At 64.0% G+C, this 24,442-nt stretch carries 23 protein-coding genes; 4 read left to right on the plus strand and 19 right to left on the minus strand.

Features of this window, described 5'->3' with window-relative positions; translation table 11 throughout:
• Together AAGF34_RS21385 and ispD are read right to left on the minus strand one after the other, a co-directional pair.
• The gene (locus AAGF34_RS21385; protein WP_342617727.1) at positions 1 to 774 is read right to left on the minus strand and encodes an ABC transporter ATP-binding protein; all 774 of its coding nucleotides are present in this window, start codon (positions 772 to 774) and stop codon (positions 1 to 3) included.
• Positions 775 to 888: 114 nt separating this feature from the next.
• Complete coding sequence (ispD, locus tag AAGF34_RS21390; protein WP_342617728.1) at positions 889 to 1,623, minus strand: 2-C-methyl-D-erythritol 4-phosphate cytidylyltransferase; 735 nt, start codon at positions 1,621 to 1,623, stop codon at positions 889 to 891.
• Positions 1,624 to 1,667: 44 nt separating this feature from the next.
• Here ispD and mfd point away from each other — a divergent pair, with 44 nt between their 5' ends.
• Complete coding sequence (gene mfd, locus AAGF34_RS21395; protein WP_342617729.1) at positions 1,668 to 5,156, plus strand: transcription-repair coupling factor; 3,489 nt, start codon at positions 1,668 to 1,670, stop codon at positions 5,154 to 5,156.
• Positions 5,157 to 5,177: 21 nt separating this feature from the next.
• Entirely contained in the window at positions 5,178 to 5,903 is a 726-nt protein-coding gene (gene serB, locus AAGF34_RS21400) for a phosphoserine phosphatase SerB (RefSeq protein WP_342617730.1), read from the plus strand.
• Here the strand turns inward: serB and AAGF34_RS21405 are convergent.
• Both AAGF34_RS21405 and AAGF34_RS21410 read right to left on the minus strand, forming a co-directional pair.
• Complete coding sequence (locus tag AAGF34_RS21405; protein ID WP_342617731.1) at positions 5,900 to 6,544, minus strand: DsbA family oxidoreductase; 645 nt, start codon at positions 6,542 to 6,544, stop codon at positions 5,900 to 5,902. The two genes, serB and AAGF34_RS21405, sit on opposite strands and share 4 nt — an antisense overlap.
• An 84-nt stretch (positions 6,545 to 6,628) precedes the next feature.
• On the minus strand, positions 6,629 to 7,819 hold the full coding sequence (locus AAGF34_RS21410) for a PLP-dependent aminotransferase family protein (protein ID WP_342617732.1): 1,191 nt from the start codon (positions 7,817 to 7,819) through the stop codon (positions 6,629 to 6,631).
• Positions 7,820 to 7,887: 68 nt separating this feature from the next.
• Between AAGF34_RS21410 and AAGF34_RS21415 the strand changes: the two genes are divergently transcribed.
• Positions 7,888 to 8,688, plus strand: coding sequence for an HDOD domain-containing protein (locus AAGF34_RS21415; RefSeq protein WP_342617733.1), 801 nt, complete (start codon positions 7,888 to 7,890; stop codon positions 8,686 to 8,688).
• 1 nt (position 8,689) lies between these two features.
• Positions 8,690 to 9,331, plus strand: coding sequence for an endonuclease III (gene nth / locus AAGF34_RS21420; RefSeq protein ID WP_342617734.1), 642 nt, complete (start codon positions 8,690 to 8,692; stop codon positions 9,329 to 9,331).
• A 33-nt stretch (positions 9,332 to 9,364) separates the two neighbouring features.
• Here nth and AAGF34_RS21425 read toward each other — a convergent pair whose 3' ends face one another.
• Genes AAGF34_RS21425 through AAGF34_RS21495 form a run of 15 tightly spaced genes read right to left on the minus strand, consistent with a single transcriptional unit; the run spans position 9,365 to position 24,393 of the window.
• Complete coding sequence (locus AAGF34_RS21425) at positions 9,365 to 9,916, minus strand: histidine phosphatase family protein (protein WP_342617735.1); 552 nt, start codon at positions 9,914 to 9,916, stop codon at positions 9,365 to 9,367.
• The gene (locus AAGF34_RS21430) at positions 9,913 to 10,737 is read right to left on the minus strand and encodes an adenosylcobinamide-GDP ribazoletransferase (protein ID WP_342617736.1); all 825 of its coding nucleotides are present in this window, start codon (positions 10,735 to 10,737) and stop codon (positions 9,913 to 9,915) included. Before AAGF34_RS21430 ends, AAGF34_RS21425 begins: the two co-directional genes overlap by 4 nt.
• Positions 10,738 to 10,765: 28 nt before the next feature.
• Entirely contained in the window at positions 10,766 to 11,851 is a 1,086-nt protein-coding gene (gene cobT / locus AAGF34_RS21435; RefSeq protein ID WP_342617737.1) for a nicotinate-nucleotide--dimethylbenzimidazole phosphoribosyltransferase, read from the minus strand.
• Between the two features lie 42 nt (positions 11,852 to 11,893).
• Positions 11,894 to 13,534 (minus strand): cobyric acid synthase, encoded by a 1,641-nt coding sequence (locus AAGF34_RS21440; RefSeq protein WP_342617738.1) that lies wholly within the window; start codon positions 13,532 to 13,534, stop codon positions 11,894 to 11,896.
• On the minus strand, positions 13,531 to 14,550 hold the full coding sequence (locus AAGF34_RS21445) for an aminotransferase class I/II-fold pyridoxal phosphate-dependent enzyme (protein WP_342617739.1): 1,020 nt from the start codon (positions 14,548 to 14,550) through the stop codon (positions 13,531 to 13,533). The genes AAGF34_RS21440 and AAGF34_RS21445 overlap by 4 nt, the downstream gene beginning before the upstream one ends.
• Complete coding sequence (cbiB, locus tag AAGF34_RS21450; RefSeq protein WP_342617740.1) at positions 14,547 to 15,563, minus strand: adenosylcobinamide-phosphate synthase CbiB; 1,017 nt, start codon at positions 15,561 to 15,563, stop codon at positions 14,547 to 14,549. Before cbiB ends, AAGF34_RS21445 begins: the two co-directional genes overlap by 4 nt.
• The gene (gene bluB / locus AAGF34_RS21455) at positions 15,560 to 16,279 is read right to left on the minus strand and encodes a 5,6-dimethylbenzimidazole synthase (RefSeq protein WP_342617741.1); all 720 of its coding nucleotides are present in this window, start codon (positions 16,277 to 16,279) and stop codon (positions 15,560 to 15,562) included. The genes cbiB and bluB overlap by 4 nt, the downstream gene beginning before the upstream one ends.
• 4 nt (positions 16,280 to 16,283) lie before the next feature.
• Positions 16,284 to 16,853, minus strand: a complete 570-nt coding sequence (cobO, locus tag AAGF34_RS21460; protein WP_342617742.1) for a cob(I)yrinic acid a,c-diamide adenosyltransferase — start codon at positions 16,851 to 16,853, stop codon at positions 16,284 to 16,286.
• Entirely contained in the window at positions 16,843 to 17,667 is an 825-nt protein-coding gene (locus tag AAGF34_RS21465; RefSeq protein ID WP_342617743.1) for an ABC transporter ATP-binding protein, read from the minus strand. Before AAGF34_RS21465 ends, cobO begins: the two co-directional genes overlap by 11 nt.
• Positions 17,664 to 18,695, minus strand: coding sequence for an iron ABC transporter permease (locus AAGF34_RS21470; protein WP_342621152.1), 1,032 nt, complete (start codon positions 18,693 to 18,695; stop codon positions 17,664 to 17,666). Before AAGF34_RS21470 ends, AAGF34_RS21465 begins: the two co-directional genes overlap by 4 nt.
• Before the next feature lie 53 nt (positions 18,696 to 18,748).
• On the minus strand, positions 18,749 to 19,657 hold the full coding sequence (locus tag AAGF34_RS21475; protein WP_342617744.1) for an ABC transporter substrate-binding protein: 909 nt from the start codon (positions 19,655 to 19,657) through the stop codon (positions 18,749 to 18,751).
• Positions 19,645 to 20,262 (minus strand): bifunctional adenosylcobinamide kinase/adenosylcobinamide-phosphate guanylyltransferase, encoded by a 618-nt coding sequence (gene cobU, locus AAGF34_RS21480; protein ID WP_342617745.1) that lies wholly within the window; start codon positions 20,260 to 20,262, stop codon positions 19,645 to 19,647. Before cobU ends, AAGF34_RS21475 begins: the two co-directional genes overlap by 13 nt.
• Positions 20,259 to 21,110 (minus strand): ABC transporter substrate-binding protein, encoded by an 852-nt coding sequence (locus AAGF34_RS21485; RefSeq protein WP_342617746.1) that lies wholly within the window; start codon positions 21,108 to 21,110, stop codon positions 20,259 to 20,261. Before AAGF34_RS21485 ends, cobU begins: the two co-directional genes overlap by 4 nt.
• Positions 21,107 to 22,444 (minus strand): cobyrinate a,c-diamide synthase, encoded by a 1,338-nt coding sequence (locus tag AAGF34_RS21490; RefSeq protein WP_342617747.1) that lies wholly within the window; start codon positions 22,442 to 22,444, stop codon positions 21,107 to 21,109. The genes AAGF34_RS21485 and AAGF34_RS21490 overlap by 4 nt, the downstream gene beginning before the upstream one ends.
• Complete coding sequence (locus tag AAGF34_RS21495; protein ID WP_342617748.1) at positions 22,444 to 24,393, minus strand: TonB-dependent receptor; 1,950 nt, start codon at positions 24,391 to 24,393, stop codon at positions 22,444 to 22,446. The genes AAGF34_RS21490 and AAGF34_RS21495 overlap by 1 nt, the downstream gene beginning before the upstream one ends.
• Positions 24,394 to 24,442 lie beyond the last annotated feature (49 nt).

The raw sequence follows: 24,442 nt of genomic DNA on the forward strand, positions 1-24,442 counted from the left end.
TCAGTGGGCCCCCACCAGTTCGGTGTTGGCGCTGCCCATGTAGGCCTCAATCACTGCGGGGTTCTTGGACACTTCGGCGTACGGTCCTTCCGCCAGCGTGGCGCCGCGCTGCAGCACCGTGATGGTGTCGGCAATGCTGGAAACCACGCTCATGTTGTGCTCCACCATCAGAATCGTGCGGTTGGTGGAGACCTTCTTGATGAGCTGGCGGATACGGTCCACATCCTCCAGGCCCATGCCTTGCGTAGGCTCATCGAGCAGCATCAGCTCGGGGTCCATGGCCAATGTGGTGGCAATCTCCAGCGCACGCTTGCGACCATAGGAGAGTTCAACGGTGAGCGTGTCTGCATAGGGTTCCAGATCAACAGCATTCAACAGCTCCATGGCCTGGTCGTTAAGCCCGTGCAGCGAGCTCTCCGGCTTCCAGAAATGAAAGGACGTCCCCAGCTTGCGCTGCAGTGCCACCCGCACGTTCTCAAGCACGCTCAGGTGCGGAAACACGGCCGAAATCTGAAAGGAGCGGATGATGCCGCGGCGCGCAATCTGCGCCGGCGCATCTTGCGTGATGTCCTGCCCGTTGAACAGAATCACGCCCGATGTGGGTTTGATGAACTTGGTCAGCAAGTTGAAGCAAGTGGTCTTGCCCGCGCCATTGGGCCCGATCAGCGCATGGATGCTGCCGCGGCGCACCGACAGGTCCACCTTGTCCACGGCCACGAAGCCTTTGAACTCCTTGCTGAGCTTTTGCGTCTGGAGAATGCAGTCTGTCGTCATGCGGCGTATGGTGCCGACGAAACTTTTTTCCCCGCCTAGGACAAACCCGATAGCTTTCGCAAGCGTCAGAAAACCGTCAGACAGTCTTTCTGCCGTGCCAAAACAGGGGCGGCTTCAGTTCCGGCGCGACAGCAGCACGCTTTCGGCCAAAGCAAAGTCCTGCGGATAAGTGACCTTGAAATTTTGCGCTGAGCCGTGTACCAGCAAAGGGCTTTGGCCCATGGCTTCCATGGCGCTGGACTCATCGGTGACTGCATCGCCAACCGCCGCCAGCGCGGCCTGCAGGGCGCCGATGCGAAACATCTGCGGTGTCTGCGCCAGCCACTTGTCGCTACGCTCCAGGGTGCATGCCACGCGACCCTGGCTGCCCTGCTTGAGCGTGTCGGGCAACGGCAGTGCCAGCAGCCCCCCCACCGCATCCAGCAGGCAGGCGTCGATCAGGGCATTGATCTGCTCTGCGGTGACCAGGCAACGCGCAGCATCGTGGACCAGCACCCAATCCTGAGGGGAAGCACCTTGCTGCAGCAAAGCATGCAGACCATTGGCCACGGTTTGCGCTCGCGTGGCTCCACCGCAAGCGCTCACCTGGACTGGCACGTTGGATTTTTCAAAGAAACCATCTCCAGCGGACACCACCACCAACGTGCCTGCCAGCCGCGCCACCCCTGCAAACGCAGCCAGCGTATGCATCACCATGGGCTTGCCCGCCACCGACTGGTACTGCTTGGGGCCTTGTGCACCCGAACGCGAACCATTACCGGCGCAGGGAATCAGGGCCCATAAACGGTCGTGTTCCGCAGCGGTTTGCGAAGAAAAAGTGTCGGAGGTTTGCAAGGGTGTTTGGGGCATGGAGGGCTACAGAGTACCGCCCCATTCTAAAATCGATGCCATCCATGGATTTACCCAAACTCTCCAGCGGCAAACGCTACACCCTGCCCCGCCCTGCGGGTTCTGCTGACGCACTCCTCCTGGCCCGCCTGGGCGAACGTGAAAAAGGGAGCGGCAAGCCGCTGGCCATCATCACGTCCGACGCCACGGATGCACAGCGCCTGCTCGATGAAATTGCCTTCTTCGCGCCCACATTGCGCTGCGCGCTGTTTCCTGACTGGGAGACGCTGCCCTACGACACCTTCTCGCCGCACCAGGACCTGATCAGCGAGCGGCTGGCCACCCTGTGGCGCATTTCCCAGCGCAACAAGGAGACTGGCGCCGATGTGATCATCGTGCCGGCCACCACGGCCCTGTACCGCCTGGCGCCGCCCAGCTTTCTGGCGGGCTACACCTTTGAATTCAAGGTCAAGCAAAAGCTCGACGAGGCCCGCCTCAAGGCCCAGCTCACGCTCGCCGGCTACAGCCACGTGACCCAGGTCGTGAGCCCCGGTGAATATGCGGTGCGTGGCGGCCTGATCGACCTCTTCCCCATGGGTTCGCCCGTGCCCTACCGGGTGGACCTGTTCGACGACGAGATCGACAGCATCCGCACCTTCGACCCCGACAGCCAGCGCAGCCTGTACCCGGTGCCCGAAATCCGCCTGCTGCCCGGGCGCGAATTCCCCATGGATGACGACGCGCGCGCGCGCTTTCGCAGCCGTTGGCGCGAGCTGCTGGAAGGTGACCCGACCAAGAGCCGCATCTACAAGGACATGGGCAACGGCGTTGCCACCGCCGGTATCGAGTACTACCTGCCGCTGTTCTTCGAGCACACCGCCACCGTGTTCGACTACGTGGGTGGCGACGCCACCGTGGTGCTGCATGGCGATCTGGAGTCCGCCTTCCAGCGTTTCTGGCAGGACACCAAGGACCGCTTCCGCCTGGTGCAGGGTGACCCCGAGCGCCCGGCCTTGCCGCCCGAGAGTCTGTTCCTGGGTACCGAGCAGTTCTATGCACTGTGCAACGGCCATGCGCAACTGGCCATCAAAGCCGCGTCGCCCGAGGACACCGCCGGCGCTTTTGTCGACATCAGCGCCCTGCCCCCCATGGCCGCGCTACGTGGCACCGAAGACCCGCTGGTCAAGCTCAAGGACTACGCCCGCAATACCCAGCAGCGCATGCTGGTTCTGGCCGAAAGCGATGGCCGGCGCGAAAGCCTGCTGGACTTCCTGCGCGCCTCGCAGATCAATCCGCCCGCCTTCGATTCGCTGGAGGAGTTTGTCCACAGCAGCGAAAAGTGGGGCATTGCCACCGCCGCGCTGACCGTGGGCTTTGGCTGGCTCGAAGCCGGCGTGGACCTGATCACCGAGACCGAGCTGTTTGCCGCCGGCCCCGCCACGCGCAGACGCAAGAAGCAGGAACAGGTCAGTGACGTCGAGGCGCTGATCAAAGACCTCTCCGAGCTGAACCTGGGCGACCCGGTGGTGCATTCATCGCATGGCATTGGCCGCTACCGGGGCTTGGTCAACATGGATATGGGCAATAAGAATGCCCAAGGCGAACCGGAGCTGCAGGAGTTCCTGCACCTGGAGTACGCCGACAAGGCCACGCTGTATGTGCCGGTGAGCCAGTTGCAACTGATCAGCCGCTACACCGGCGTGAGCGCCGATGAGGCGCCCTTGCACAAGCTGGGTTCCGGCCAGTGGGAAAAAGCCAAGCGCAAGGCCGCCGAACAGGTGCGCGACTCTGCGGCCGAACTGCTCAACATCTATGCCCGCCGCGCCGCACGCGAGGGCCACGCCTTCCGCTATTCGCCCACCGACTACGAGGCCTTTGCCAACGACTTCGGCTTCGAGGAAACCGCCGACCAGAAGGCCGCCATCCACGCCGTCATCCAGGACATGATCAGCCCGCGCCCCATGGACCGCCTCGTGTGTGGTGACGTGGGCTTTGGCAAAACTGAGGTTGCCCTGCGTGCCGCTTTTGTGGCTGTGACGGGCGGCAGGCAGGTGGCCTTTCTGGCCCCCACGACCCTGCTGGCCGAACAGCACTACCAGACGCTGGTGGACCGCTTCAGCAAATGGCCGGTGAAGATTGCGGAGATGAGCCGCTTCCGCTCGGCCAAGGAAATCACCGCCGCGCTCAAGGGCGTGGCCGACGGCACCATCGACATCGTCGTGGGCACGCACAAGCTGCTCAGCGAAAAGACCCACTTCAAGGACCTGGGCCTGCTCATCATCGACGAGGAGCATCGCTTTGGTGTGCGCCACAAGGAGGCCATGAAGGCGCTGCGCGCCGAGGTGGACGTGCTGACCCTCACCGCCACGCCCATCCCGCGTACGCTGGGCATGGCGCTGGAAGGCCTGCGCGACCTTTCCGTGATTGCCACCGCGCCGCAACGCCGCCTGGCGATCAAGACCTTTGTACGCACCGAGGGCAACGGCGTGATCCGCGAGGCCGTGCTGCGTGAGCTCAAGCGCGGCGGCCAGGTCTACTTCCTGCACAACGAGGTGGAGACCATTGAGAACCGCCGCGCCAAGCTCGAAGAGTTGTTGCCCGAAGCCCGCATTGCCGTGGCCCACGGCCAGATGCCTGAACGCCAGCTCGAAGCCGTGATGCGCGACTTCATTGCCCAGCGCAGCAACCTGCTGCTGTGCTCCACCATCATCGAGACCGGCATCGACGTGCCCACCGCCAACACCATCGTCATGAGCCGAGCCGACAAGTTCGGCCTGGCGCAGCTGCATCAGCTGCGGGGTCGCGTGGGTCGCAGCCACCACCAGGCCTATGCCTATCTGATGGTGCCCGACATCGAAGGCCTGACCAAGCAGGCCCAGCAACGGCTGGACGCCATCCAGCAGATGGAAGAGCTGGGCAGCGGCTTCTATCTGGCCATGCACGACCTGGAGATCCGTGGTGCCGGCGAGGTACTGGGCGAAAACCAGAGCGGCAATATGCTGGAGGTGGGCTTTCAGCTCTACAACGAGATGCTGTCCGAGGCGGTGCGCTGCCTCAAGGCTGGCATCGAGCCCGACCTGCTGAGCCCGCTCAACGTCAACACCGAAATCAACCTGCACGCCCCGGCGCTGTTGCCCGACGAATACTGCGGCGATGTGCACCTGCGCCTGTCGTTCTACAAGAAGCTGGCCACCGCCAAGAACACCGACCAGATCGACGCCCTGCTCGAAGAGATCGTGGACCGCTTCGGCAAGCTGCCGGCGCAGGCGCAGACATTGATTGACGTGCACCGCCTGCGCGTGATCGCCAAGCCCTACGGCGTGGTCAAGGTGGACGCCGCACCGGGCGTGATCACCATCACCTTCAAGAAAGACCCGCCGATCGAGCCGCTACGCATCATCGAGCTGATCCAGAAGAACAAGCACATCAAGCTGGCCGGCAACGAGAAGCTGCGCATCGAGCGCAACCTGCCCGAGGTGAAGGACCGCGCCCAGATGGTGCGCGACATCCTGCGCAGCCTGGGCCAGCCCAATACCAAATCCGTCGCAGCCTGAGCATTACGCCCCCAATAAACCATGACAACTCCCGCAGAAATCGAACCCGGCCTGGTCACCCAGGGCATTACCCCGCCATTGCGCCTGAAGGACTTCAAGCTCATTGCCTTTGACATGGACTCCACCCTCATCAACATCGAGTGCGTGGACGAAATCGCCGATGCCGCCGGGCGCAAGGCCGAAGTAGCCGCCATCACCGAGGCCGCCATGCGCGGTGAGATTGCCGACTACAAGGAAAGCCTGCGCAAGCGCGTGGCCCTGCTCAAGGGTGTGACAGTGGCCCACATGGAAGAGGTGTACACGCGGCGCCTGCAGCTCAATCCCGGTGCCGCCGAACTGGTGGCCGCCTGCAAGGCTGCGGGCCTTAAGGTGCTGCTGGTGTCCGGCGGATTTACCTTTTTCACCGACCGCATCCGTGAGCGCCTGGGCATCGACTTCGCCCGCTCGAATGTGCTGGAGGTGGAGGCTGGCCCCAGTTGCGGAGTGCTGACCGGCCGCATGGTGGATCAGCCCTGGGGGGACATCTGCGACGGCAATGAAAAACGCCGCACGCTGCTGGAAGTGGCGACTTTGATCGGCGTGGAGCCCCGCCAAATCATCGCCATGGGGGACGGTGCCAACGACCTGCCCATGATGGGCGTGGCCGGCCTGTCCGTGGCATATCACGCCAAACCGGCCGTGCGCGAGAAGGCCAACGTGGCCATCAACAGCGGCGGCCTGGACCGCCTGCTGACAGTATTGCGTTAGATCTCCGCGATCTGGCGCAGGGCCTTCGCAAACACCTCCGGCGGCTGGCCGCCGGAAATCAGATGCCGGTCGTTGAGGATGATGGCTGGCACCGAGTGGATGCCGCTCTGCTGGTAGAACTGCTCCTGCTCCCGCACCTCGTCGGCGAACTCGTCACTGCCCAGAATGGACTGCGCCCGGGTGGCATCCAGACCAACGGAGGCTGCCACACGCACCAGCAAGGCGTTGTCGCTGGGGTTTTCGCCCTCGGTGAAATAGGCCTTGAACAGCGCATTCTTCAGGGCAACCTGCTTGCCTTCCAGCTCGGCCCAGTGCAGCAAGCGGTGCGCGTTGAAGGTGTTGTAGATGCGGCTGCGCTTGCCCATGTTGAAAGTGAAGCCCAGTGCCTCACCACGTGCACGGATGTTCTCCTGGGCTGCGGCCATCTGCTCGGGCGTAGAGCCGTATTTGTGGCTCAGGTGTTCCAGGATGTCCTCACCCTCTGGGTCCATCTGAGGGTTGAGCTCAAAAGGCTGAAACGTCAGGCTGGCATCCAGCTCACCATCGAGTTCCTTGAGCGCAGTCTGCAGGGACTGCAGGCCAATGGCGCACCAGGGGCAGGATACGTCGGACACAAAGTCGATCTTGATTTGCTTTTTCATAGCCTCGATTGGACCTGATTTACAAAAACCCTTTGGTGCGCCAAGCAACCCGTTACGGGTGTAGCGCCAACAAACAACACCCAGTTACAGGGCCTGCGCCAGCCGCGCCACGCCCTCTTCGATGCGCGCCACATCGGCCGTGGCAAAACTCAGGCGCAGCGTGGCCAGGTCCGGATTGGCCGCGTAGAACGGAGCTCCAGGCACAAAGGCCACGCCCTTGTCGATGGCGCGCTTGGCAAACGCATTGCCATCACAGACCTTGCCATTGGCGCCGGTCAGCCGGGCCCACACGAACAGCCCGCCCTGCGGCTGCACGAAGGTGATAGCTTCGCCCAGATCCTTGCGCAAAGCGTTGCCCATGGCCAATGCGCGCTCGGCATACACCTTGCGGACATGTGCCAGCGTACCCGGCATGCGCCCGGCCTTGAGGTACTGCGCCGCCGTGGCCTGGGCAAAGGTGCTGGTGGCCGCATCGCTGAACTGTTTGCACATGGTGGCCTTGGCCAATAGCTCGGGCGGCGCAATCAGCCAGCCCACACGCAGCCCCGGGCTGAGCACCTTGCTGAGCGATCCGCAGTGGGCCAGCAGTTCGCGGCTGCCGGGTACCTGGCTGCTCAGCGCCAGCATGCTGGGCGGCGGCGCCTCGCCAAAGTAGAGGTCACCGTAGGGGTCATCTTCCACAATCAGGGTCTGGTACTTCACCGCCAGCTCCAGCACGCGCTTGCGGCGCTCCAGGCTCAGCATGGCGCCGCTGGGGTTGCCGAAGGTGGGAATCAGGTACACCAGCTTGGGGCGGTGCTCGGCGATGAGTTGCTCCAGCGTGTCGGTCTGCACGCCGTTGCCGTCCACCGGGGCACTGATGAGTTGTGCGCCGTACAGGCGGAAACACTGGATGGTGGCCAGGAAGGTGGGGCCTTCCACAATCACCTTGTCGCCGGGGCTGATCATGGTCTTGCCCAGCAGATCCAGCGCCTGCTGGCTGCCGGTGGTAACGATCAACTGCTCGGATGCCACGTCCTGTGCGCCTTTGCTCTGCATGAAAGTGGCAAGCTGCTCACGCAGCGGCTGGTAGCCCTCGGTCGCGCCATATTGCAGGGCAGGCCCGGGCTCTTCGGTGAGGGCCAGGTTGGTGGCTTCGCGAATGCCTTCCACGTCGAACATGGTGCTGTCCGGAAACCCTCCAGCAAAACTGATGATTCCCGGCTTTCCCAACAGTTTGAACAGCTCACGGATAGCGGAAGTCTCTACGTTGTTCAGTCTTTCAGCGAATTGCATAGCGTCTCTACAGATGGTTTTTGGGGTAAATACCCTAAGATTGTCCTTTGAAAACTCCAGGAACCGCCGTGGCAGATCTCGAATCTTTTTTTGCAGGTGTACGGCTGCCCGTACTGTCACCGGTCACCGTCGACCTGATAAGCATGCTAAGCAACGAGCGCGCGACCATGGACGATATCTGTACGGTGATTTCGAAAGAGCCGGCCATCGCTGCGCGGCTTCTCAAACTGGCCAACAGCAGCCAGTTTGGCCTGCCACGCAGCGTCGGCCTGCTGGAGGACGCGGTCACGCTGGTTGGCTTGGAGCGGGTGGGCAGCCTGGCCATCGGTGCCAGTCTGAGCTCGTCCATCCATGAGTTTGCAGGACTGGATCGCCACCGCTTCTGGACGTCGGCCATGCACTGCGCAGGCTATGCCCAGTGGCTTGCGCCACCTGCGGGCATTCCGGCGCCCACCGGCTGGCTCACCGGCATGATGCTGCGACTGGGGCAGTTGCTGATTGCGCAGGCAGAGCCCGATATCCTGCAAGCGATCGAAGCGCTGCCGGTGATACCGGGTGTGCGCTGGCAGCGCGAACAACACCTGCTGGGCTTTACCGAAGGGCAAATCACCGCCGAAATGGCCGCACACTGGAACTTTCCGCCCCAAATCGTGCAGGGTCTCAGACATGCGGCAGACCCTATGGCGGAAGACGGCTTCTCTCGACTAGGGGCGGTGATTCATCTGGCGGGGCTGCTGGCCGAAACCCAGGACGCCAGCCCGGATTCCATAGAAACACTGCCATGGGATGTGATCGCAGCGCTGGAGCTGGACATCCGCTGGATGCGCGCAAGTTTTCCGGATCGGGAAAAGTTTGTTAACGTCAGCTGATATGAACCCTGCTTCCATTGAAACCTTTTTCGCCACGCTCCAAGCCGCCAATCCGCACCCACAAACCGAGCTGGAATTTGCCTCCGTCTTCGAGCTGCTGACCGCCGTCCTGCTGTCGGCCCAGGCCACCGACGTGGGCGTCAACAAGGCCACGCGCAAGTTGTTTGCGGTGGCCAACACCCCGCAGAAAATTCTGGACCTGGGGCAGGACGGGCTGGAGGGCTACATCAAGACCATCGGCCTGTACCGCAGCAAGGCCAATCACCTGATGCAAACCTGCCGCATTCTGGTGGACCAGTTCCATGGCGAGGTGCCACGCACGCGTGAGGAACTGCAAAGCCTGCCGGGTGTGGGTCGCAAGACGGCCAATGTGGTACTGAACGTGGCTTTTGGCGAGCCCACCATGGCGGTGGACACGCACCTGTTTCGCCTGGGCAACCGCACCGGCCTGGCACCCGGCAAGACGCCGCTGGAAGTGGAAGAAAAACTGCTCAAGCGCATCCCCAAACCGTATCTGGTGGATGCCCACCACTGGCTGATCCTGCACGGCCGCTACATCTGCCAGGCACGCAAGCCGCTGTGCTGGCAATGTGCAGTGAGCGCCGTGTGCGACTTCAAGCCCAAGACGCCTGCGCCCACCTGAAACCGGCCACGGTATGCGTCGAACCTACCTGCGCTAAAACTTCAGCCAGGCACCGTATTGCAGCCCGAGCAAAGGCCAATCCTCGGACCGCGTAACTGCACGCATCCCGCGTGCAATCAGCGTGGTCGCCTGCGCCACACCGGCATGGGTGATCCACACCACATCGCGGCCCTGGCTTGCCTGCAATGCAAGAGAGCTATCCCAGACCTCGGCAACACGCGCCAGCACTTCGTTGGCAGACTCCTTTCCGCCGAACCGGTGGCATGCAAAGTCTGCCGTCCATGCATCCACGGCGGCACGGGGAATAGTGTCCCAGGCCACGCCTTCCCAGTCGCCGAAATCCATTTCACGCAAACGCGACTCCTGCTCTGCAGGCAAGTCCGACCGGAGCTGCTTCAGGCTGTGCGCCAGCTGCAGGCAGCGCCTGAGCGGCGAACTCAGCACCACCGCATTGCGCGGCACCACCTCGGCCAAAGCCACTGCCGCCGCGTGCGTTGCCGCGGGTTCGGCGTCCAGATCCAGCATGCCGTAGCAGGTTCCCGGCGCCACCAGGGGCTTGCCATGGCGCACCAGCCACAGGCTCACGCCCGCGCCCCCCAGGCCAGCAGAAAGCCCAGGTAAAACGCCAGCTCGCAAACCTGCTGGATGGCGCCCAGGCAATCACCGGTAAAACCCTGCAGACGGCGGGCAAACAACCTGTGCATCCAGGCGAAACCCAGGGCACTTGCCAGCAGTGCGCCGCCCAGGGTGCGTAGCATCACCGGCCCCAGACCCAAAACTGCGGCCACCAACGCAAAAGCCAACACACACCATACCGTTGCTACCTGCAAGGCTTGCCGGGTGATTTGCTCGGCCAGCGGCTTGGACTTGGATTGGGCCGTATCGCCCACGTGTGGCAACAGCCGGATGGTGAGCAAAGGCCAGGTACGCGACACCACGTGCGCCAGGAACGGCACTGCGGCGAGCACAACGGGCCCCAGGAACGCCAGCTCGGCCACCAGCGCAACCTTGGTCAGCAGCACCATGGCGATGGCAATGGCGCCAAAAGCGCCCACGCGCGAGTCCTTCATGATCTCCAGCGAACGCTCGCGCTGATAGCTACCACCCAAGCCGTCGGCCACATCGGCCAGACCGTCTTCGTGGAACGCGCCGGTCAACAGAATGCCAAAGGCGGTACCCAGTGCGGCGACCACCAGTGGCGAATAACCACCCACCGGCAACCCCATGAACAATGCCAGTTGCAGCACCGTCACCAGTGCGCCCACCATCCAGCCCACGCCCGGAAAATGCGCGGCACTGGCACGCAGCATTTGCGGGCTGTAACCCACCCACGCAGCCAGCCGCCCGGTCACCGGTATGCGAGTGAAGAACTGCAGGGCCAGCAGGTAGTTGCGCAGAAAGCTCATGGGCTAACGGGTGATGGGCGCAAGTGTTTCAGACCTTCACTGGATCGTCCGACTTTTCCGACACACCGGCCGACGCAAAACTGGCCATGTCGCGCAGGATGGTGCAGGCGGACTGCAACAGCGGCCAGGCCAAAGCAGCGCCGGAGCCCTCACCCAGGCGCAGGCCCAGGTCCAGCAAGGCGTGGGCGCCCAGATGCTGCAGCATGAATTCGTGGCCACGCTCGCCCGAGCGGTGCGCAAACACGCAGCGCTGCAGCACCAGTGGCTGCAAGGCGTTGGCCACCACCACCGCGCTGGTGGCAATGAAGCCATCCACAACAATCACGCGGCGCTCGGTGGCGGCTTGCATCACCGCGCCCACCATGGTGGCGATCTCGAAGCCGCCCATGGTTGCGAGCACGTCCAGCGGCGCCTTCGCGTGGGCATGCTTTTGCAGCACTTCGCGCAGCACCGCCGTCTTGCGTTGCACCGCGGGCGCGTCCAGACCGGTACCCGCACCGGTGCAGACTTCGATATCCAGGCCAGCCAGGCGCGCGAGGATCAGCGACGCGGCGGAGGTATTGCCGATGCCCATCTCCCCCAGCAGCAAGGCATTACCCGGCAAGCCTTTGACCAGTTCCATGCCCTGCTCCAGAGCCGCCGTGCATTGCTCGGCCGTCATGGCCGGGCCAGCGGAAGAGTCAGCCGTTCCGGATTCGGCACCGGCCACCTTGCGTACCTGCAGACCAGGGCGCGTAGCACCCGCGGGCAGACCCGCCAGGAAATCGTGCTTAACGCCGCAATCCACCACAGTGAGCGCGATGCCATTCTGCTTGGACAGCACGCTGACCGCAGCGCCACCGGCCAGGAAGTTCTCCACCATCTGCCACGTCACGTCACTGGGAAAGGCCGACACGCCGCGCGCGGTCAGGCCGTGGTCACCTGCGAACACCACCATCTGCGGCGCGGTCAGCACGGGTTGCTCGGTGCCCAGGATCTGGCCGATCTTCAGGGCCAAAGTTTCCAGACGTCCGAGCGAGCCCAGGGGTTTGGTCTTGTTGTCCAGCGTGTGTTGCAGGCTCTGGGTGAGCGCGTCATTCTGGATGTTGCTGAGTTGGGGCAAGGGATTGTGCATGAAGGTCTCCGGTGTGAAAGAGGTGAATAAAGAAGGGAAAGCTCAGCGCAGCAGGGATTGCAGCACGCCGGGCGCAAAGTTGTTCTCGATGAAGTCGGCCAGCCCGTCGAACACCGTGTCCAGCGTGGGCACCGGCTTGTCCAGGTGGCTGCCAAACAGGGCCTGCAAGGCGGCCGCGTCCTCCAGCAGGCCGTGCAGGTACAGGCCCAGCACATTGCCCTGCGGGTTCAGCCATGCCAGACCACCCGGCATCACTTCGGTTGCCACATTGCCGGCGGCCCGCATGGCGGCGTGGGGTTGGGTCTGCCCGTGATGGATTTCGTAACCGGACACCTCCACACCGGCCAGCGAGGCCCACGGCCCTTCCACGTCGGCCAGAGCATCTGTAAAGCGTGCGTTGGTACGGCAAACCGTCTTGTCGACCTCGAACACGGTCACCAGCGGCAGCAGCCCCAGGCCGGGCGCATTGCCATCGATGCCGTGCGGGTCGATCAGCGACTCGCCCAGCATCTGCAGGCCGCCACAAATGCCCAGCACCGCCCCGCCCTGCCCTGCATGGTGGGCCACGGCGGCATCCAGCCCGTGCGCGCGCAGCCAGGCCAAGTCGCCGCTGGTGTTCTTGGAACCCGGCAGGATGATCCAGTCCGCAGGACGCAGCCCCACCAGTTCGGACGGGCTGCGCACCCACTGCAGGCGCACGCCAGGCACGTTCTTGAGAGGCTGGAACTCGTCCAGGTTGCTGATGCGCGGGTAGGCGATGACGGCCACCCGCGTGAATGGCGTGAGCGGCGCTGGGCCGCCCCGAGCCGCGAGGGCCCCCTTGGGGGGCAGCGAGGACGCGGCAGCGCCGAGCGTGGGGGTCATGTCAAAGACACCATCCTCTTCCGGGAGGCCGTGCTGCCACCACATGGGCAATGTGGCCACTGTCGGTACTCCGGTAAGGTCCTGTAGCATCTGCGGTGCCGGTGCCAGCAGGCCGACGTCGCCCCGGAACTTGTTGAGCACAAAGCCCTTGATCAAATGGCGTTCGTTCTCGGGCAGCAGGGCCCAGGTGCCGTACAGATGGGCGAAGGCGCCGCCACGGTCAATGTCGGTGACCAGCAGACAGGCGGCGTTGGTATGCACCGCCACCCGCATGTTGACGATGTCGCTGCTGGAGAGATTGATCTCGGCGGGCGAACCGGCACCCTCGATCACCACCACATCGTTGTCGGCGCAAAGCGCGTCCAGCGCCTGGGCGATCACCGGCCACACGCTGGCGCTGCGCCCGCGCCAAGGCATGCGCGAAAGCTCCTCGTTCACCTGCCCCATCAGCACCACCTGGCTGTGGGTGTCATGCTCGGGCTTGAGCAGCAAGGGGTTCATGCGCACGTCCGGCACGGCTCGTGCGGCCAACGCCTGGAAGTACTGGGCACTGCCAATCTCGCCACCCATGTTCTCAAGCGCAACTTGGTTTGGCCGCCGGGCCGCCCCAAGGCCAAACGCGGCCCCCTCGGGGGGCAGCGACCCGCGCAGCGGCGGAGCGTGGGGGCCTACAACTCTTGCGTTGTTGCTCATGTTCTGGGCCTTGAAGGGCGCGACTTTCAGACCTTGACGTTGGTAGTAACGGCACAGCGCCGTGGTCAGCCAGCTTTTGCCGGCGCCGCTGGTGGTACCTAGCACCATGATGCAACGAGCGGTCATTGCGTGACCTCCATGGTGGGTTGTAGGGCAGTAAGGGCATTGGCCAAGACCCGCTGCGCCTCCGCCCCTTGCACGCTGATGCGCACGTGGCCGGGCAAGCCCAGAGAGGCCGCGTCGCGCAGCTTGATACCCTGCGCGCGCAGTTGGTCCAGCAGCGCATTCAGCTCCGTGCCAACAGGCGGCACGGCACAAAAGAAATTGGTATTGCTGGGCAGGCATTGCCAGCCCAGGTCTTGCAGCAACTGCAGCTGAGCAACCTTCCAGGCACGCAGGGTGACCAAACTCTGGCGCAGCCAGTCTTGGGTGGCGTCCTGCGTCCAGGCCTGTAGCATCGCCACCCCGTGCGCGCCCACCGGCCAAGACGGCGCCAGGGCATCGAGCTGGCACACAGCCTGCAGTGCGTGCAGCGGCGCAATGGCGTAGGCGGCGCGCACACCGGTCAGCGCAAGCGCTTTGTTCGGGGAGTACAGCTGCCAGACCTGCTCGCGCTGGGTTTCTGTCAGGCTGGGTGATCCGGACAGACGCAGCGGCGCATAGGCACAGTCCAGCACCAGATGCTGCGAGGCCTGATGCCCCTCGATCAGCCATGCGGGCCACGGCGCGTGCGCCTGACCCAACGGGCTGGACGGCTCGCAAGCCCACAGCAGTTCTGCCTCGTGTGGATGCGTGCAACGATGCATGCCCCATGCATTGGCGGCATGCGCGTAGTCGCCATATGCCGTGGCCGGAATCCAGACGGCGGTTGTGCCACCCTGCTTCATCCAGGCCGTGAACCGAAAAATGAATTCGCTGGCACTGGTCGCCAGCACCACGCGCTCGGACTCCACGCCATGGAAGCGCCCCAATCGCTGACGCAGCTGCGTGTAATGTGGGTCCGGATAGCGGCTGGCGTCTGCTGCCTGAACCGCTTCCAACGCCATCGGACAAGGGCCGCAGCCATTGCTGTTGGTGGAAAAGTCGAACGGCGCAGCACCCAGCGCGTCGGTTCCACCATGCATACGGGGCGGTATGTTCATGCTCGCATGCCTCCACTAGCGACGCCGCCCACGCTCAGCCCGGCCAAAACACTGTGCCAAGCCAACCCGACCAACGCCATGACCATCAGGCTCAGCAGCAACAGCACCAAGGCCAGGTTGCCGGTGCGCACCGCGGCATGGGTATCGGCGGCGGCAGGTGCGCGACCTTGCGGATTCAGGCCATAGACGCCGGGCTTGTGCAGCCCCACGCCCAGCACCAGTGCCATGGCCGCCATGGGCCAGCCACTGTTGGGCGATGCGGTGCGGCCCGCCTCCTGCGGCAGTTGCACGGCTACTCGCAGCCCTTTGACGCCACTGGCCAGCAACAGCAGGCCCGCCGTGATACGTGCGGGCACCCAGTTGAGCACATCGTCTGCCCGTGCCGCCCACTTGCCAGCCCAGGCCCAGTTGCGGCCCTTGTATACGCCGGGGTAGCCCCACATGGCATCGGCGGTATTGGCAAAGCGGTACAGGGCCGCACCGGGCAAGCCCAGCAGCACAAACCAGAACAGGGGCGCCACCACCGAGTCGCTGAAATTCTCGGCCAGCGTCTCGATGGCGCTCTCGCGTACCTGACTGCCATTGAGCACGGTGACATCGCGGCTGACCAACCAACTCAAACGTTCCCGTCCGGTAGCCAGTGACTGCGCCAGCGCGTTCTCAACCGACAGCACTTCGCGCTTGAGCATGGCCCAGGCCAGCAAGGGCTTGAGTAGCACGCCCAACCCCAGTGCGGCGGCCCACCATGGCAGCATCAGCAACGCGCTTTGCAGCGCCCAGGCTACTACGCTCACGAGCACCGCACCGGCCAGCCAGACCATGCTGCCCAGAAGCAGAGCCCGGTAGTCCCTGCGTTGCGGGTCCTGTTGCGCGTGGCGCTGCAGCCAGGTTCCAGCAGCCGAAAGGTAATTGCCTATCCAGACCACCGGATGCCAGCGCACCGGCGGCTCGCCCAAACGGTGGTCAATCGCCAGGGCCAGCAGAACAGCCGTCACCAATGTCAGGCCAGTCATGGCGCAGGATCCTCGGGGCCGTCCGCCGGCGGCGGGGTTTGTAACGCGGTGCCCCAGCGGTTCTCGAAGAGCAGATCGTCCAGCGCACAGCGCTTGGCCCAGCGCTCCTGTTGCAGCATGGGCTCTTCGTAGAACGCATGCACCGGGCCAATGCACAGCAAGGCAATCGGCTCGGCACCGTCGGGCATGCCCAGCAGCCTGGCCAACGCCAAAGGGTCGAACAAGGAAACCCAACCCACGCCCAGGCCTTCGGCCCGCGCAGCCAGCCAGAGGTTCTGGATGGCACAGGCGGCCGAGGCCAGATCCATCTGCGGCAGCGTGCGCCGCCCGAATACGTGGGCATCGCGCCCGTCGGCCAGGGCCACGGCCCAGACTTCGGCCGCGTCGCGCATGCCTTCCACCTTCAGGCGCATGAAGGCCTCTTCCCGCTCGCCCAATGCGCGCGCGGTTTGCAGCCGCTCGGCCTCCACCAATGCGTGCACCTGCTCGCGCACAGCGGCGTCCGACAGGCGCACAAAGCGCCAGGGCTGCATGAAGCCCACGCTGGGCGCGTGGTGTGCCGCAGTGAGTAATCGGCGCATGATGTCCGGCGCCACTGTGCCACCAGCAAAGTGCCGCATGTCACGCCGCTCAAAGATGGCGCGGTACACCGCACTGCGCTCTGCCGCAGAGAAGTCCGCAGCGGCAACGGCATTGGAAGCGGCGGCGGTGCTCATGGCATCAGTCTTCAATGCCGCGTTGTGCGGGAATGCCGGCCTGGAAGGCGTGCTTGACCAGGGTCATCTCGGTCACGGTATCGGCCAGCGCCACGATCTCAGGCGGGCAGCGGCGGCCGGTCAGCACCACGTGCACATGGGCTGGGCGGTTGCGCAGGGTTTCCAGCACGTCGTCCAGCGGCATCCAGCCATAGATCAACGGATAGGTGATTTCGTCGAGCGTCACCATGAAGTAGTCGCCCCCCAGAATGGCAGCGCGCGCCTTGGCCCAGCCGTCGCGCGCCAATTGCCCAGAGCGCTCCAGGTCCTGGCTCTTCCAACTGAAGCCGTCGCCCAGGCCCTCGATGGGAATACCTAGCTGCTCGAACATGCGGTGCTCGCCAAAGCGGGCACTGGGCACTTTCATGAACTGGAATATCTTGACGGGCTTGCCGCGGCCATGCGCACGCAGTGCCAGCCCGAAGGCCGCGGTGCTCTTGCCCTTGCCGTCGCCGGTGTTGACGATGACGATGCCGCGGCGTTCGCCCTCGGCTTTTTCGTAGGGCTTCTCGGTGGGCGGGGTTTCAATTTCCATGGCTATCCTGGCGTATCAGTTGGGGCAATGACACCCATTGCCCGTTCAGGGCATGGATGGCGATGCGGTTGTCAAACGCCGCGCACAGAGCGCGGTGGGTATCCGGGTCGGCCGTGGCGCCATGGTGGGTCACACGCCCATCGCGCATCACCACCAGCCGGTTGGCATGCAGGGCAATGGTGATCTCGTGCAGCACACTCACCACCGTCGTGCCGTGGGCCAGCAAAGCCTCCACGACGCAGAGCCAATCGGCCTGGTGCGGCGGGTCCAGATTGGCCAATGGTTCATCCATGAGCAGCACCTGGGCTTCCACGGCCAGAGCCCGGGCCAACAGCACGCGCTGGCGCTCTCCGCCCGAGAGCTGGCCCAGGGCGCGATGGCGCCAGTCCCAGGCCTGGGTGTAGCGCAGGGCGCGCTCCACCGCCGCGCGGTCTTCGTCGCTGGGCGGTGCCAGCCAGGCCTGGTGCGGCAGGCGGCCCAGCATGACCACATCCCACACTGTGAGGTCATCGGCACTGGATTCGTTCTGCCCCAGCCAGGCAAGCTGCTGCGCACGCAAACGGTGGTGCACCTGCTGTATCGGTCGGCCCAGCAGCGACACTGTGCCCTGGTGCGGCAACACGCCTGCCAAGGCCTTGAGCAAGGTGGACTTGCCCGCGCCGTTGGGCCCCAGGATGCTGGTCCATTGGCCTTGCGCAATGTCCAGGTCAATGTCGTGCAGCACAGCCCGGCCACCCAGGCTTGCGTTGAGCCCATGGGCGCTCAGTGCCACGCCGGTGTCTATGGCGGGTGCTCTGGTAACGGTTTGCTTCATGCGCTACGACCTCCCAGCGCATGGCTGCCACTGCCCCGGTGCATCAGCCACAGCAAATAGCCGCCGCCCAACACTGCGGTCAATGCGCCCACGGGCAGCTCTTGCGGGGCAATCAGCCAGCGTGCCAACAGGTCGGCACCTCCCAGCAGCACCGCCCCCATGGCGCTGGCCAGCAGCATGAGCTGGCGGTGCGGCACCTTGACCATGGCGCGTACCAGATGTGGAGCGGCCAGACCTACAAAGGCAATCAGCCCGGTCTGGGCCACCGCAGTGCCGGTGGCCAACGCCAGCACTGCCACCAGCGCAGCGCGCAACGGGCCAATGGGCAAACCCAGCGTGTGCGCAGTCGTCTCGCCCAGGCTCAGGCCATCCAGTACCCGCGCCAGGGCCCAGGCCGCGACTACACAAACCACCCAAATCCCCGTCATCAAAAAGCAGGACGGCCAGCCAATGAAACTGGTGGAGCCCAGCAGAAATGCCTGCATGGCCTGCAGGGAGTCCGGCGAAAACAGCAACACCAGCGAAGTCACCGCCCCCAGCACCACACCCACGATCACACCGGCCAGCAGCAAGCGCAGCGTGTGCTGCACACCGCGCGCCAGCGCCAGCGTCAGCAACACCGCTGCCACGGCGCCACCAAATGCGGCACCGGTCAGGCCCAGGCGCACCCAGATGCTGCTGGAAAACACGCTGACGGCGCCACCGCCGTCACTCATCATGCTGCCGCCCACCATGCCCGCTGCGCCGCCCATGCTGGCCAGGGCCAGGGCCACGCCCAGCGAGGCGCCGGATGCGCTGCCCAACAGATAGGGATCAGCCAGCGGGTTGCGAAACAGGCCTTGCGCCAGCGCCCCGGCCAGGCCCAGCAAGGCACCTGCAGCCAGTGCCCCCACGGTGCGCGGCATGCGGATGTCCCAGACGATCTGGTGAGCCATGGCACGCTCCACCTCACCGGACTGCGAACCCCACAAAGTACCTACGGTGTTCTCAAACCCGGCGCTGCCAATGCACAGGCCCAGCAGCACCATGGCTACACACACCACCACGGCCAGTGCGATCAGCCAGCCGGTGGAGGAGGCTTTCACTTGCGCACCTCGGTCTTGGCTGCGGCAGGCGCCTTATCGCTCAAGCAACGCGCCAGAATGCGCGCACTCTCAGCCATGCGGGGCCCGGGGCGCACCAGCACGTCAGACTCTTCCGACGGAAACACGCACACATGCTTCTCGCGGATGGCGCGGATGTTGCTCCAGCCGGGACGCTGCTCCATGCCTTCCAGATTGGCCTGCCCGACCATGATCAGGTCCGGGTTCTCGCGCACTACCAGCTCCGGGTTGATCTTGGGGAAAGGGCCGAGCTTGGCCGGCAGGATGTTCTTCACACCCAGCCGGGTCAGTATTTCACCAATGAACGAGGACTCGCCCGCGCCATAGGGGCCGCTGTTGACCTCGAAGTAGATGCGGGTACCCCGCACCTGGGGCGGCAGGGACTGCGCCGCCGCCGACACTCCGGCGTCGATCTCGCGCCAGATCTTCTGCGCATCGCCTACGCCCAGCAGCTGGCCCAGCTTGCCGATCACGCGCTGCACGTCCGCATGGGTCTTGGGCTCCAGGGCAAACACCGGAATACCGAGCGCGGCCAGCCGCATGGCAGAGCGTGACGACAAGGCGACCAGCACCACGTCGGGCCGCAAGGCCACGATGGCCTCGATATTGGGATCCATGCCACCGCCCACTTGCGGCAATTTGGTCACGCTCTCGGGATAGTTGGAATACCGGTCCACGCCCACCAGCCGTTGGCATTGGCCCAGGGCGCACACGGTTTCGGTCAATGATGGCAACAGGCTGACGATGCGCTGCGGGCTGCGCTCCAGCGTAATGGTAGTACCGCGGTCATCCGTGACCTGCACGGTAGCGCGTGCCGCACCTGCCAGCATCCAACCCGTGACCAGCACAGTCAGACCGCGTGCCAACCGGAGGATCAGGGAACGCATGGAGTGTCTTTCAAAGTCAAAGGCAGGCCCGCGGCCATCAGGGTAACGCGCTTGCATTCCCGTGCCACCTCCTGGTTGAGCCGACCCAGCGCATCGACAAAGGAGCGCACCTGCGCACCCATGGGAATGACGCCCAGCCCGATTTCATTACCTACCAGTACGACCGGCCCTTTGGCTTGTGCAATAGCCGCCAGCAGATTCGCGATGTGGCGCTCTTCCGCCTGCGCATCGTGGTCCGCTTGCACGTCGCCATGGCCCACAGCGGCTTCATTCGCCGTGGGCGGCATGCGCAGATTGGTCAGCCACAAGGTGAGGCAATCCACCACGACCAGCGTTTGTGGTTGCGCCTGTTGCGCCAGCGCCTCAGCCAGATTCACAGGCTCCTCCACGGTGCGCATGCCGGGCACGCGCGCCGCGCGGTCGGCCTGGTGGCGCGCAATGCGCTGCTGCATTTCTGCGTCCCAGGGTTGCGCTGTGGCAATCAAAACTGCCTGGTGGGCAGGATCGGCATCCAGCCACTGGCGGGCCAGCATTTCGGCACGGCGCGACTTGCCACTGCGCTGGCCGCCCAGAATCAGCTCACTGTGTGCAATACCTTCGCTCATCCGCGCATGCGCTCCTGCAAATCGGCATCCATCCAGGCCAGGATGTGCCGGTGGATTTTCTGCACGCCATCCGTCAGCGCGGCCGGGCCGGGCTGCAGGATGTCGGGCGACTTGATTTCGAACAATTGTCCGCCGCTCACGGCCGGGGTACCCGCCCAACCCTCGCGCGCAGCCACATTGTCAGGCCGGAACTTCTTGCCGCACCAGGAGCCAAAGATGATGTCTGGGCTGCGACGCACGATTTCTGCACCATCGGCAATGATGCGGTTCTTGCCCAGTGGCTCCAACGCCAGTTCGGCAAAGCAGTCGTCGCCACCGGCGATGCCGATCAGCTCCGACACCCAGCGGATGGCACTGATGTGCGGCGTGTCCCATTCCTCGAAGAACACTTTGGGTCGTCGCGCGCCCTGCGCCAGGCGCTCAGCCACAGTGTGCTGCATGGCCTGCAGATCGACTTGCATGGCGTGGATGCGCTGCAGCCCCTGTTCGGACTGACCGACCATGGCAGCCACCTGGAACAGCATGGAAAAGATTTCGGACACACTGCGCTGGTTGAAGATGGTGACCTGCACACCCTGGCGTACCAGTGCCGATGCAATGTCGGCCTGTAGGTCCGAAAAGCCGAATACGCAGTCCGGCTTCAGCTCCAGAATCTTGTCAATCTTGGCGCTCAGAAAAGCGCTGACCTTGGGTTTTTCCTCACGCGCGCGGCGCGGACGCACGGTGTAGCCAGAGATGCCCACGATGCGCTGCTCCTGCCCCAGCAGATACAGCCATTCGGTAGTCTCCTCGGTCAGGCAGACGATGCGCTGTGGCCCCAGGGCAAAGTCCAACGGGGTCGCGCTCATGTGACCTCCCCCGTCGGCAGGAACAGCGATGCCGCGGCCGTCGGTGACGAGGGGAACCATGCATGGAAGTAGCTGGCGCGCACCGCACCCTGCTGCCACAGCGCCTCTCCGGCCTGAGGCGATGGCTCGGTTTGCGGGCGTGCAGTACGTGCCACGGGCTGCAGCGTGGTCTCTGTAGTGGAGTAGTGAAAGGTATGGCCGCGCAGCAAGCCGGTGGCCAGTTCAAGCTGCTGCGGGCCCAAGGCCGCCAGACGCGTATGCATGGTGACTTCTCCAGGCAGCAGGCCCCAAAGCGCGTGGGTTTGGCCGTCCGTGGTCACCAGCGTCTCAAACAGCGCCATCATGCCGCCGCATTCGGCCCACACCGGTTTGGCCGCCGCGATGTGTTGGGCCAGGCTGCTGCGGGTTTGCGCACTTCCAGCGATGCGGTCGGCGTGCAACTCCGGATAGCCACCGGGCAGCCACACGGCGTCGCAATCGGGCACCGCTTCATTGGCCAATGGCGAGAAGAAGCGCAGCGTTGCGCCCATGGACTGCAGGCAATCCAGGTTGGCTGTGTAGATAAAGCAGAACGCTGCATCGCGCGCGATGGCAATGGTCTTGCCCGCCAGCAACGCGGGCACTGCACGGGCGTCGTGCAGCAGAGGGAACTCGGTATCCCAGCGCCGCAGGTCCTGCAGGCTCATCTGCCCCAGTGGCGTGTCCTGCAGCGCGTCTGCCGCAGCATCCAGCCGGGCCATGGCATCAGGCACTTCGCTGGCCACCGTGAGACCGAGGTGGCGCTCCGGCAGCGTCATATCGGCATTGCGCATGACCGCGCCCAGCCAGTTGCGGGCCTCGGGAATGGCGTTGCGCAGCATGTAGGCGTGGCCCGTGCTGGCAACGCGATTGGCCAGTACGCCTGCCCATGGCAAGTCCTTGCGGTAGTGCTGCAGACCAAACGCCAGTGCGCCAAAAGTACCTGCCATGGCGGAAGCATCCACCACGGCCAGCACATGCAAACCAAAGCGCTGCGCCAGATCGGCCGCACTGGGCTCACCGTCGTACAGACCCATGACACCTTCGACGATGATCAGATCGGCCTCATGTGCCGCCGCCGTCAGCCGCGCCTGGCAATCCTCCTCACCTGTCATCCACAAATCGAGCTGGTAGACCGGCGCCCCGCTGGCCAGTGTGTGCCAGTAGGGATCAAGAAAATCAGGCCCGCATTTGAAAACCCGTACCCGCCGCCCCTGCCGCGCATGCAGACGCGCCAGGGCCGAGGTGATGGTGGTCTTGCCCTGGCCCGAGGCCGGGGCGGCAACCAGGATGGCGGGGCAGCGGGTAGAAGGCATCAAAACTTCAGCTTCGCAGTTGCAGTGACGGCACGACCTGCTTCCGGATAGATGGAAGTCGTCACGCCAGCGGCGGTACAACCATAGGCCTGGGTGTAGTACTTGGTATCTCCCAGGTTGCTGACGCCCAAAGCAAACTCAGCCGACTTCATGGAGTAGGAGTAACGCGCGTCGACCGTGGTGTACGACGGCATGGTGCACTTGTTGGCAAAGTCGGGGCTTTGCGACGAAACCCAGTTGACACCAAAGTTCAACAGATGGCCGGCCGCAACCTTCCAGTCCAGGCCCAGACCGGCGGTATGTGCAGGCACCAGGGCAACGTCCTTGTCGGCGTACTGGCCGGACACAAAACGGGCCTGGCGCGCTGCCGCATTCACGCGCAGTGCGACGGATGTGCTGATATCGTGACGGCCTTCAAACTCGACGCCTTCCCTGCGGGTGGGATCAAAATTGACATTGGCGCCGTCGTAGCCAAATACGGAATTGGGTCCGATGGCGGTGCCGTCGTAGCCGATCTCGTTGTTCAGATCGCTGCGGTACCAACGCAGTTCCGCGCGGCCCTTGGCATATTGCCAACGCGCACCCAGTTCCACGTCTTTGGAGGTCTGTGGCTTGAGTGAAGTGCCGGGAGTCACAAAATTGATCTCGTCCACGTTGGCAAAGCGAAAGCTCTGGCCCGTACGGCCATAGACGTGAACGCCCTGCCCCAGATCCTGCGTGAGCCCCACATCCCAGGCAGTTTGCGAGTCATCCACGCCCGTGGCAACCCCGTCGCGTGTCTTCTTGACAGTCTCATTGCGCACGCCCAGGCTCAGCCGCGTTCCCGAGGGCAGGTAACTTATATCGTCGGTAATGTAGATGGCGTTGGACTGCGATCTGGCTTTGGATGGGGCGAGATCGTCGTACTTCCAGTCGCCCATGTCCGCACCCACGGTGAAGACATTGGCAAACGTCTCACCCTTGCGTTCGTTGCGCGCACGCAGGTTGGCACTTATGGCGTCCACATTTGCATCGGAGTAGTAACTCGGGCTGTAGTAGGCCTGCTTCTTGTTGCGCTCGCCATAGTCAAACCCCAGCTTCCAGTCCTCCAGGATGGCTTCTGCAAACACACCATAGACCTCGCTCTTGATCTGACCATAGTTCACCATGGACTTTGCAGTGTGCGGATCGGCGTCATATTGGGCCGCCGTGAGTGATCCTGGCAATCCGCTGTGCAACAGGTTGCGCGCAGCCTGGGCTCCCACACGCAACCAGTCGTTGGACCATTGCACCGTAGCGTCCAGATTGTTGTTGGTGGACGCAAAATTGTCCCGGTGACCGTCGGATTTGCGCTCGGAGCCCGCTACATCCAGCGAAACGGCTCCAGCCGCCACCGTTGCGCTGGTACGAAGTTCCTGCAACCCATAGCTGCCCGTGGATGCGGATACCACTGCCGCATTGTGACGCTCCACGCCCTGGCCTGCCTTGGTGCTGATCAGAATGGCGCCGCCGGTTGCGCCTTCGCCGTACATCACGGCCGCATTGCCCCGGATGACCTCGATTCTTTGCACGGACTCAATCGGGATGATTCCCATATTGGTTCCCGACAGATCCTGTTCGTTGAGTCTGCGTCCATCCAAGATCACAACCTGGTTGCTGTCCGACGTCTGACCGAAACCACGCAGATCAACAGCGTAATTGTTGCCACCGCTGGTGTCCAGACGCCCGGGCACGCCCAGAATCTTCATGATGGCCTCGCTCACCGAGGTGGCTCCGGATGCTTCGATTTCCTGGGCGGTGATCACGCTCACTCCATAGGGAAGTGCATCCACCGATTCCGAAAAGCGGCTGGCAGTGACGACCACTTCCCTGAGAAGGTTGACGGATTGCGCCTCTGCGCCCATGGAATACGCTGCACACAGGGCAACACCAAGCACGCTGACACGTGCACCCAAAACTCTAGACTTCATATTGAAAACAACCCGACTGAATACCCTTGCTGTCTTCCCCGACGGCGTA

Source organism: Rhodoferax sp. GW822-FHT02A01, from assembly GCF_038784515.1.
Taxonomy (GTDB): domain Bacteria; phylum Pseudomonadota; class Gammaproteobacteria; order Burkholderiales; family Burkholderiaceae_C; genus Allorhodoferax.

Excerpts from the sequence above, each read along its gene's own strand:
- serB (WP_342617730.1), top strand. The coding sequence starts at position 5,178 with ATGACAACTCCCGCAGAAATCGAACCCGGCCTGGTCACCCAGGGCATT.
- AAGF34_RS21470 (WP_342621152.1), bottom strand. The coding sequence starts at position 18,695 with ATGGTGCTGCTGGGCCTGTGCATTGGCAGCGCCGGGTTTGAGAACACC.
- AAGF34_RS21475 (WP_342617744.1), bottom strand. The coding sequence starts at position 19,657 with ATGCGTTCCCTGATCCTCCGGTTGGCACGCGGTCTGACTGTGCTGGTC.
- mfd (WP_342617729.1), top strand. The coding sequence starts at position 1,668 with ATGGATTTACCCAAACTCTCCAGCGGCAAACGCTACACCCTGCCCCGC.
- ispD (WP_342617728.1), bottom strand. The coding sequence starts at position 1,623 with ATGCCCCAAACACCCTTGCAAACCTCCGACACTTTTTCTTCGCAAACC.
- cobU (WP_342617745.1), bottom strand. The coding sequence starts at position 20,262 with ATGAGCGAAGGTATTGCACACAGTGAGCTGATTCTGGGCGGCCAGCGC.
- AAGF34_RS21430 (WP_342617736.1), bottom strand. The coding sequence starts at position 10,737 with ATGAGCTTTCTGCGCAACTACCTGCTGGCCCTGCAGTTCTTCACTCGC.
- AAGF34_RS21495 (WP_342617748.1), bottom strand. The coding sequence starts at position 24,393 with ATGAAGTCTAGAGTTTTGGGTGCACGTGTCAGCGTGCTTGGTGTTGCC.
- nth (WP_342617734.1), top strand. The coding sequence starts at position 8,690 with ATGAACCCTGCTTCCATTGAAACCTTTTTCGCCACGCTCCAAGCCGCC.
- AAGF34_RS21410 (WP_342617732.1), bottom strand. The coding sequence starts at position 7,819 with ATGCAATTCGCTGAAAGACTGAACAACGTAGAGACTTCCGCTATCCGT.
- AAGF34_RS21385 (WP_342617727.1), bottom strand. The coding sequence starts at position 774 with ATGACGACAGACTGCATTCTCCAGACGCAAAAGCTCAGCAAGGAGTTC.
- cobO (WP_342617742.1), bottom strand. The coding sequence starts at position 16,853 with ATGGAAATTGAAACCCCGCCCACCGAGAAGCCCTACGAAAAAGCCGAG.
- cbiB (WP_342617740.1), bottom strand. The coding sequence starts at position 15,563 with ATGACTGGCCTGACATTGGTGACGGCTGTTCTGCTGGCCCTGGCGATT.
- AAGF34_RS21485 (WP_342617746.1), bottom strand. The coding sequence starts at position 21,110 with ATGAGCGCGACCCCGTTGGACTTTGCCCTGGGGCCACAGCGCATCGTC.
- AAGF34_RS21440 (WP_342617738.1), bottom strand. The coding sequence starts at position 13,534 with ATGACCGCTCGTTGCATCATGGTGCTAGGTACCACCAGCGGCGCCGGC.
- AAGF34_RS21405 (WP_342617731.1), bottom strand. The coding sequence starts at position 6,544 with ATGAAAAAGCAAATCAAGATCGACTTTGTGTCCGACGTATCCTGCCCC.
- AAGF34_RS21445 (WP_342617739.1), bottom strand. The coding sequence starts at position 14,550 with ATGAACATACCGCCCCGTATGCATGGTGGAACCGACGCGCTGGGTGCT.
- AAGF34_RS21465 (WP_342617743.1), bottom strand. The coding sequence starts at position 17,667 with ATGAAGCAAACCGTTACCAGAGCACCCGCCATAGACACCGGCGTGGCA.
- AAGF34_RS21490 (WP_342617747.1), bottom strand. The coding sequence starts at position 22,444 with ATGCCTTCTACCCGCTGCCCCGCCATCCTGGTTGCCGCCCCGGCCTCG.
- cobT (WP_342617737.1), bottom strand. The coding sequence starts at position 11,851 with ATGCACAATCCCTTGCCCCAACTCAGCAACATCCAGAATGACGCGCTC.
- bluB (WP_342617741.1), bottom strand. The coding sequence starts at position 16,279 with ATGAGCACCGCCGCCGCTTCCAATGCCGTTGCCGCTGCGGACTTCTCT.